Here is a 1468-nt window from a genome sequence, read left to right as displayed (position 1 = left end):
CGCTTTTACCAACAAGGTATGCGGGCTGCAACCCTGATTCGGTCTATCTCTTAGGCATCTTTGTCACCCCCCCAGAGCGCAGCCTCCAAGCCGAGACTGCCAATCATCAAACTCCAAATCAGAATTTCAACCATAAAAGGAGTTAAAAGTTAAAAATCAAAAACTCAAAAGACTCGCTTTTAACTTTCAATCTTTAATTTTTAAATAGCCTTCCACCACACAATCTGCACCCACTGTACGCCAAGAAACCCGCTCTAAAGTCAAAGCATCAGTCATTGCGGAAAAGCCCAAATCTCCTACAGGAGTTGGAGCACCTTGACCACCGACAATTTTAGGAGCAATAAAAGCCATAATTTTTTGAACTGCACCCTCAGCAATTGCCTGAGCGGCTAAAGTGCCACCGCACTCCCAGAGTACAGAAAGAAAAGATCGATCGTACAAATAAGCCATAACATTTGTCGGTGTCAGAGGCGAGAGTTCCACAACTTCCACCCCTTTGGCAATCAAAAATTCCTGAAATTCCGGGTTAACCCCAGGCTCAGTCAGCACCAAAGTAGCCGCCACAGAGGTTTCCCACAACCAAGCCGACTTCGGCAAATCCAAAGTGCGGCTCATCACCACCCGCAAGGGATTATTCCTATCAGGCTTGTGACTCGTCAGTAGGGGATTGTCTAGACGCACCGTATTTCCCCCAACAATCACAGCATCGCAGCCGACGCGCACCCGGTGTACCTCGCTCCGAGCCTCCTCACCTGTCACCCAAGCGCTGTGGCCGCTACTGGTAGCAATTTTACCGTCCAAAGTCATTGCATATTTCAAAATGCCAAAAGGCCGGCGGTACAAAATCCGGTGCACAAAAGCCTCGTTGAGTTTCTGGCAAGCTTCCCCTTCCACTCCCGCCACCACTTCAATGCCAGCCTCTCGCAACCGAGCTAGCCCAGTTCCAGCTACCAAAGGATTCGGATCGACCATGCCAGCCACTACTTTTGCCACCTTGGCCTTAACTAAAGCTTCAGAACAGGGGGGAGTCCGGCCGTAGTGGTTGCATGGTTCCAGGTTCACGTAGACGGTCGCTCCTGCGGCGAGTTCCCCCGCTTCCCGGAGCGCAAAAACTTCGGCGTGAGGTTGACCGGCACCGGGATGAAACCCTTCGCCGACAATCTTGCCGTCTCGGACAATTACAGACCCGACAAGGGGGTTGGGTGCGGTTTTGCCCAGAGCACGGCGAGCCAATTCTATGCAGCGGCGCATCATGGCTCGATCGAACTCTTGAACTTCGCTGTTTTCCAGTTGTTTTGTACCTTGCTGCTGTCCGTTAGCTAAGCTGGCGATCGCTTGAGCGTCCGCCGGAAAAGTTTCCATGAGATTTTGGTATTGTGAAACTTCAATAGGATTTTAAGCATCTATAAACAATAGTAGTATCATATAGTCATGAAAGTCAAATAAAGAACAATTAATGAATCAAAAA

Annotated in this window: 1 protein-coding gene; it reads right to left on the bottom strand. The window is 49.7% G+C overall.

Annotated elements, in window-relative coordinates; all coding sequences use genetic code 11:
• Positions 1–186: 186 nt before the first annotated feature.
• Positions 187–1362 carry a bifunctional diaminohydroxyphosphoribosylaminopyrimidine deaminase/5-amino-6-(5-phosphoribosylamino)uracil reductase RibD gene (gene ribD, locus QUA77_RS29090; protein WP_333454095.1) on the bottom strand — a complete coding sequence of 392 codons (1176 nt, stop codon included), beginning with the start codon at positions 1360–1362 and terminating at the stop codon, positions 187–189.
• Positions 1363–1468 lie beyond the last annotated feature (106 nt).

Origin of the sequence: Microcoleus sp. K5-D4 (assembly GCF_036704575.1) — a bacterium.
Classification (GTDB): domain Bacteria; phylum Cyanobacteriota; class Cyanobacteriia; order Cyanobacteriales; family Microcoleaceae; genus Microcoleus.
This window is presented reverse-complemented; position numbering and strand designations above follow the sequence as displayed.